The organism is Streptomyces sp. NPDC059900 (assembly GCF_050270335.1).
Lineage (GTDB): Bacteria > Actinomycetota > Actinomycetes > Streptomycetales > Streptomycetaceae > Streptomyces.
Genome location: NZ_JBNNJZ010000504.1, coordinates 1 through 5,994, shown reverse-complemented (window position 1 = coordinate 5,994; position 5,994 = coordinate 1). Strand labels below are relative to the sequence as shown.

At 69.9% G+C, this 5,994-nt stretch carries 5 protein-coding genes and 1 pseudogene; 5 read left to right on the top strand and 1 reads right to left on the bottom strand.

Features of this window, described 5'->3' with window-relative positions; all coding sequences use genetic code 11:
• From ACQKIP_RS37420 to ACQKIP_RS37405, 4 genes and pseudogenes are all read left to right on the top strand, one after another.
• A pseudogene (locus ACQKIP_RS37420) lies at positions 1–357 on the top strand (glutathione-dependent formaldehyde dehydrogenase); the annotation flags it as partial.
• A 71-nt stretch (positions 358–428) separates the two neighbouring features.
• Positions 429–1,409 carry an SDR family NAD(P)-dependent oxidoreductase gene (locus tag ACQKIP_RS37415; RefSeq protein WP_365856604.1) on the top strand — a complete coding sequence of 327 codons (981 nt, stop codon included), beginning with the start codon at positions 429–431 and terminating at the stop codon, positions 1,407–1,409.
• A 45-nt stretch (positions 1,410–1,454) separates the two neighbouring features.
• Positions 1,455–2,240, top strand: a complete 786-nt coding sequence (locus ACQKIP_RS37410) for a helix-turn-helix transcriptional regulator (protein WP_365856606.1) — start codon at positions 1,455–1,457, stop codon at positions 2,238–2,240.
• 32 nt (positions 2,241–2,272) lie between these two features.
• Positions 2,273–2,773, top strand: coding sequence for a DUF3291 domain-containing protein (locus ACQKIP_RS37405; RefSeq protein ID WP_365856608.1), 501 nt, complete (start codon positions 2,273–2,275; stop codon positions 2,771–2,773).
• Positions 2,774–2,804: 31 nt separating this feature from the next.
• On the opposite strand, the gene ACQKIP_RS37400 is transcribed toward ACQKIP_RS37405, so the two are convergent.
• Positions 2,805–4,091 carry a TolB family protein gene (locus ACQKIP_RS37400; protein ID WP_427745159.1) on the bottom strand — a complete coding sequence of 429 codons (1,287 nt, stop codon included), beginning with the start codon at positions 4,089–4,091 and terminating at the stop codon, positions 2,805–2,807.
• 725 nt (positions 4,092–4,816) lie between these two features.
• Here ACQKIP_RS37400 and ACQKIP_RS37395 point away from each other — a divergent pair.
• Positions 4,817–5,994: glycosyltransferase family 4 protein (locus tag ACQKIP_RS37395; protein WP_427745158.1), on the top strand; the 1,178-nt coding region annotated here is incomplete at its 3' end.

The following is a 5,994-nucleotide window of genomic DNA, read 5'->3' as shown; positions in this document are numbered from 1 at the left end:
CCCGCCGCCCCCGCCCCGCACCCGCGCCGCCGCCTCCCCGACGACCCCCTCGCCCCCCACTACGCGGCCATCGACATCGTCAGGCGCGGCGGCACGATCTCCGTCTCCGGCGTCTACGGCGGCGCGGTCGACCCGATGCCGCTGTTGACCATGTTCGACAAGCAGATCCAGGTACGCATGGGACAGGCCAACGTCCGGCACTGGGTGGACGACCTGCTGCCGCTCCTGACCGACGCGGACCCGCTCGGCGTCGACGCCTTCGCCACGCACCACATGCCGCTCGAAGACGGTCCGAAGGCGTACCAGATGTTCCAGGACAAGGAAGACGGCATGATCAAGACGCTGCTCAAGCCCTGAGCCCGCGGGTCCGACCGCGCGGTGCCGCCGGTGCGGCATCGCGGGATGTGAGGAAGGAGCGACAGGCGCTCATGGCACAGACCACAGAAAAAACCTTGGCCGGGCAGAGTGCGCTGGTCACCGGGGGATCGCGGGGCCTCGGCCTGCTGCTGGCCGACCGCCTGGCCGCCCGCGGCGCCACGGTGATCATCGCGGCCCGTGACGCCGGCGAACTCGCCTCGGCCCAGAAGAAGCTGCTCCACCGGCACCCCGACGTCGCCGTCCACACGGCGGTCTGCGACGTGCGTGACCAGGAAGCGGTGCATGCCGTCTTCCGGAGCGCCCACGACACCTGCGGCGGCCCCGACCTCGTCATCGCCAACGCGGGCATCATCCAGGTCGCACCGGTGGACGCCATCGGAGCCCAGGAGTTCAGGGACGCCATGGAGACCATGTACATGGGGGCCGTGCACACCTGCCTCGAGGCACTTCCGTATCTCAAGGACAGCGAGCACGGAGGCCGCCTCGGCGTGATCTCCTCGGTGGGCGGTCTGATGGGCGTGCCCCACCTGCTGCCCTACGCCGGCGCGAAGGCGGCGGCCGGCGTCCTGGCGGAGGGCCTGCACGCCGAGGCCGCCGCGAGCGGCGTCAGCGTCACCGCGGTCTATCCCGGTCTCATGCGGACCGGCTCGCACTTGCAGGCCGAGTTCGGCGGCGCGCGCAGCAAGGAGTTCGGCTGGTTCTCCGCGGCGGCGGGCGCGCCCCTCGTCTCCGTGAATGCCCAACGCGCCGCGGAACGCATCGTCAAGGCCGTGGCCGGACGCCGCACCCGGCTGGTCATGACGCCGCTGGCGCGCGCGGCCGACCTGGCGCACGGCGTGGCGCCCGCGGTGACGACCCGCCTCAACGGTGTGGTGGCGCGCCTGCTGCCGCAGGCACCTCACGGACGCCCGCGACGGCGCCGCGGCGCCGACGTTGAACCGCCTCATGGCGCGGTGAGCAGCCGATTCCAGTCGTGGGGCAGTGCCCTGAACGAGCAGGCCGCCGACGCCTATAACCAGCGGGAATCGTGACCCCGGCCTTCTATCTCCAACCCGCGTTGTTCCTAGAATGGCGGGGTGAAGGACATCGACGCGATCGCGGTGCTGCAGGATCCCGTGCGCCGCCGCCTGTACGAGTACGTGGCGGCCCAGGGCCGCGAAGTGGGCCGCAACGAAGCCGCCGAGGCGGCCGGGGTGGCGCGCACCCTCGCCGCGCATCACCTGGACAAGCTGGCGGACGCCGGGCTGCTCGAGAGCGGCAGCCGCCGCCTGACGGGCCGTTCCGGGCCGGGGGCGGGCCGCCCCGCCAAGGTGTACACGCGGGCGCGGACCGAGCGGTCGGTGTCGCTGCCCGCCCGCGACTACCGCACCGCCGCCGAACTCCTCGCCGAAGCCGCCGAACAGGCCGGTCTCGACGCCGGGCTCTGCGCCGCGGCGCGCCGCCGGGGCGAGGCGCTGCGCGGGTCGCAAGCACCCTGCGGCGACCTCGAAGAGGCCATGGAGATGCTGGCTGAGCGCGGCTACGAACCGCACCTGGAAGGCGCAGGCGAGGGCGCCCCGCGCGCCGCGGACGTGGCCGCCGATGCTGGCGCAGGCGCAGGCGCAGGCGCAGGCGCAGGCGCAGGCGCAGGCGCAGGCGCAGACGGTGCGCGTGCGGAGGGCGGGCCGGCAGTTCCCGTCCTGCGCATGCGCAACTGCCCCTTCCATGCCGTGGCCGAACGCTTCCCGCCGTTGGTCTGCGGCATGAATCTCGCGCTGCTCGAGGGCCTTGTCGGCGCGGACGGCCCGGTTCGCGCCCGCATGGACGCGAGGCCGGGGGAGTGCTGCGTGGTGCTCGAGTCTTCTAAAAACAATGACCATTGACATAGAAAAGCGCGGCATGCTGGGATAAGGCCATGACCGCATCCGCGCATGCCGCGCACCTCGCCGAGCTCAACATCGCCACGCTCCTCCACCCTCTCGACGACCCGCGCATCGCCCCCTTCGTCGACCTGCTCGACCCGGTCAACGCATCCGCCGACGGCGCACCCGGCTTCGTGTGGCGGCTCGTGGGGGAGGGGGAGACGGACGCCACCGCCCTGCGCCCGGCGGGCGAGGATGTCATCGTCAACCTCTCGGTGTGGGAGACCCGGGAGGCGCTGTGGGACTTCACCTACCGCAGCGGGCACCTGGAAGTGATGCGCCGGCGCCGCGAATGGTTCGAACGGCACGTCAAGGCGCACATGGTGCTCTGGTGGGTCCCCGCCGGTCACCTGCCCACGGTCGGCGAGGCCCTGGAACGCCTTGCGGACCTGCAAGCCCACGGCCCGTCCCCGCGCGCCTTCACCTTCGCCTCCTCCTACACCGCGGCCGAGGCCGCGCAGTACCTCCGGGCCGGGGACGCGGCAGCGGTGTAGGAACAGGCCACTCCGTCAGGGCAGTTGGCGCTCAGCGCAGCTGACGCAGGAAGACATCGGCCGCCGCGTTGTTGTCGCCGGCCACGAGGTTCCCGGCGGGGGAGTCGAAGACCACCGAGCCGCCGTCCTCGCTCACGCCGGTCCGCCGCCCGGGCTTGGTGTCCTCCGATACCGGCTCGCTCTCACCGCTGACGATCCGCACCTCCCCGGTCTCCATGTCCCGCAGGAAGACATCCGCGCTGCTGTCGCCGTCGTCCTCCGGGGCGAGGTTGGAGGCGGCGGAGGTGAACACCGCATAGCGCCCGTCCCGGCTCAGCGAGACATCGTCGCTGTCCCCGTCGGCCGGAGTGCCGTCCGGGGCGGCGCTGACCAACCGCATGCGCTTGGCCTCGCGGTCGTAGAGGAAGACGTTGTGCGAGCTGGTCGGGACCGGCCCCTCGGGCCGCAGCACCCGGGAGGACGAAGTGAACGCCACGAAGCGGGCGTCACCGCTGAGGGCGGCCCCCCAGGAGGGCGTCTTGCGGTTGTAGGCCTGCGGAATGCTGATCAGCTCCGTGGTGCCCTTCTCCCGGTCGCGCAGGAAGATGTCCGTCGCGGAGGAGTGGTCCTCCACCCCGGCCAGATTGGCGGTGTTGGAGGTGAAGGCGAGATACCGCCCGCCCGAGTCGCCCGCGAACGCGGGGGCGAAGGCGTCTCCTTGACCCTGCTGACCCGCGTTGTCCAGCTGCGCGAGCTCCGTGGTCTTCTTCTTGCGGTCATAGAGGAAAACGTCGTCCCGCTTGTTGGCATCCCCCTCCACCAGATCCTCGGCACCCGACGCGTACGCGACATAGCGGCCGTTGCCGCTGACCACCGGGTCGTACGTCAGATGGCTGCGCAGCCCGTCGTATAACGCGCCCGTCGCACTGATCCGCTGGGTCTTGCCGGTGTCCCGGTCGTGCAGAAAGACGTCGTCGAGGTCGTTGGGATCGCCGTTCACGAGATCGTCGGCCGTGGAGGTGAAGACCACGTACCGCCCGTCCGGGCTCAGCGACACCTCCCGTACGACACCGTGGCTCGCCTTTCCGTTGCTTCTGACGCTGACGCGCTCCGTTGTGCCGGTGCGCAGATCGCGGACGAAGGCGTCGGGCGTGCCGTTGGTGTCGTTCGCGACGAGATTGCGCGACGCAGAGACGAACGCGACGTAGCGTCCGTCGGCACTGATGGCCGGATTCGTGGACGCGGCATTGCCCTCGACGCCCTCCGGCCCGACGCTCACCCGCTCGGTGCGCGGCACGGCGGGATCGGCGGACGCGCCCGCGGGAGACAACACGGTCACGGCGCACAGAGCGGCGAGTGCTGCGCCGGCCCCTGTGACGCGCTGATGAACGGTCCTCATCAATTCCTCCTGCTGTCGACAGCGATCTCGATGTGCCGTCCGGGCACGCTCAGGAGGCCCGGGCACGCCCGGAAGGGGAGGGAACACACCCATGCGTGCCGCTCCCCGTGCGCTGTCGTACGCTGCCGTGCGCTGTCCCCCCGAGGGCCCGGCCCCGGCCGCTGCGAGCGGGCCGGCCCAGAAGGCGGACGCTTGCGCCGGACCCCCCGGTCATCAGCCGGATCGGCCAGTGGTCATGACCGGGTGCACCGTAGGCGAGCGAACACCGTGGGGCCCCGGGGGTCAATGAGCCGGGTGCCCTTCGCGGTGCGGATGCGTCGCTTGCATCAGCGGCACGGGGCGCTTCGGCGGACTTTTGTGCCGTCCTCACGCGGAATGGGCAACCATCACCGGCTGCTTCAGCCGAAACCAGCTCTGCCCGACCGCGGCCGCGAGCCGAAGCAGACTGGCCAACATGCCGCAGCCGGGGCTGAGGCGCCCGGAACGGAATAGGCCTGGCCAGTGATCAACTTCCCCCCTCCGCAGCGAATGTGACACACCGTACAAAGCTCGCAACCTTCGGTCGGCCCTGTCGTTGAAATGGCGAATGACGCCGATTCCGCACCGCTGTCGTATCGGGGACTCGGCGGATCCGCATTGACTCCGGCCACTGGAGCTACGGCATCTTGCACATCTCATTCCTGATCCACAATTCCTTCGGCTTCGGCGGCACGATCCGCACCACCATCAACCTCGCCAACGCTCTTGCCGAACAACATGATGTTGAGATCGTGTCGGTCTACCGGCACAGGGATTCGCCGGTATTCCCCGTTGATCCGCAGATCCGACTGCGACACCTGGTGGATCTGAGAAAGGGGACTCCGGGATACGAGGGGGACCTGCCCGAGGCCCGAAGACCCGCTGTCGCCTTTCCCCGGCACGAGACGCAATACCCGCACTACAGCAGGCTGACCGACCAGCGCATCGCGCAGCATCTGAGCAGCCTGAACAGCGACGTCGTGGTGGGTACACGGCCGGGCCTGAACGCGCACATCTGCATGCAGGCCAAGCGGGGGCCGCTGCGCGTGGGGCAAGAACACCTCACGTTCCACAATCACTCGCGCCCGCTGCGCCTCACACTGCGCCGGTTGTACCCGCAGCTGGACATGCTGACGACGACGACCTCGGCTGACGCGGAAACCTATCGCACACGCATGACGTTGCCGGGCGTACGCGTCGAGGCATTCCCCAATCCCGTCCCGGCGCCGCGAAGTGCCCCGCCCGGTGTCAGGGACAAAGTGGTGGTCGCTGCGGGAAGGCTCGTCCCCACCAAACGCTATGACCTTCTCATCCGGGCATTCGCCGCCGTCCGTGCCGTGCGTCCCGACTGGGATCTGCGCATTTTCGGCCCCGGCGTCGGGGGAGGCCACGGGTCGAAACTCCAGCGGCTCATCGAGGAACTGGGCATAAAAGACCACGCTTTCCTCATGGGTGCGGTTTCTCCCCTGGAGCCGGAATGGCTCAAAGCGGGGCTTGCCGCCAGCGCCTCGGATCATGAGTCCTTCGGCATGACCATCGTCGAAGCAATGCGATGCGGCGTGCCCGTCGTCTCCACCGATTGCCCGCTCGGCCCCAGAGAGATCATCTCTGACGGGATCGACGGGCGTCTCGTGCCCATGGGCGACGAGCAGGCCCTCGCCCGAAGCCTACTGGAACTCATCGAGGCAGACGAGCTCAGGCAGCGTATGGCCGAGGCGGCACGAAAATCCTCGGCGCGATACGAGCCGGCGCTCATCGCGGACCGCTTCGCCGACACCTGCGCGCAACTGACGACCCGGCACGGATCAAGCCGGTCCCTCAGAAC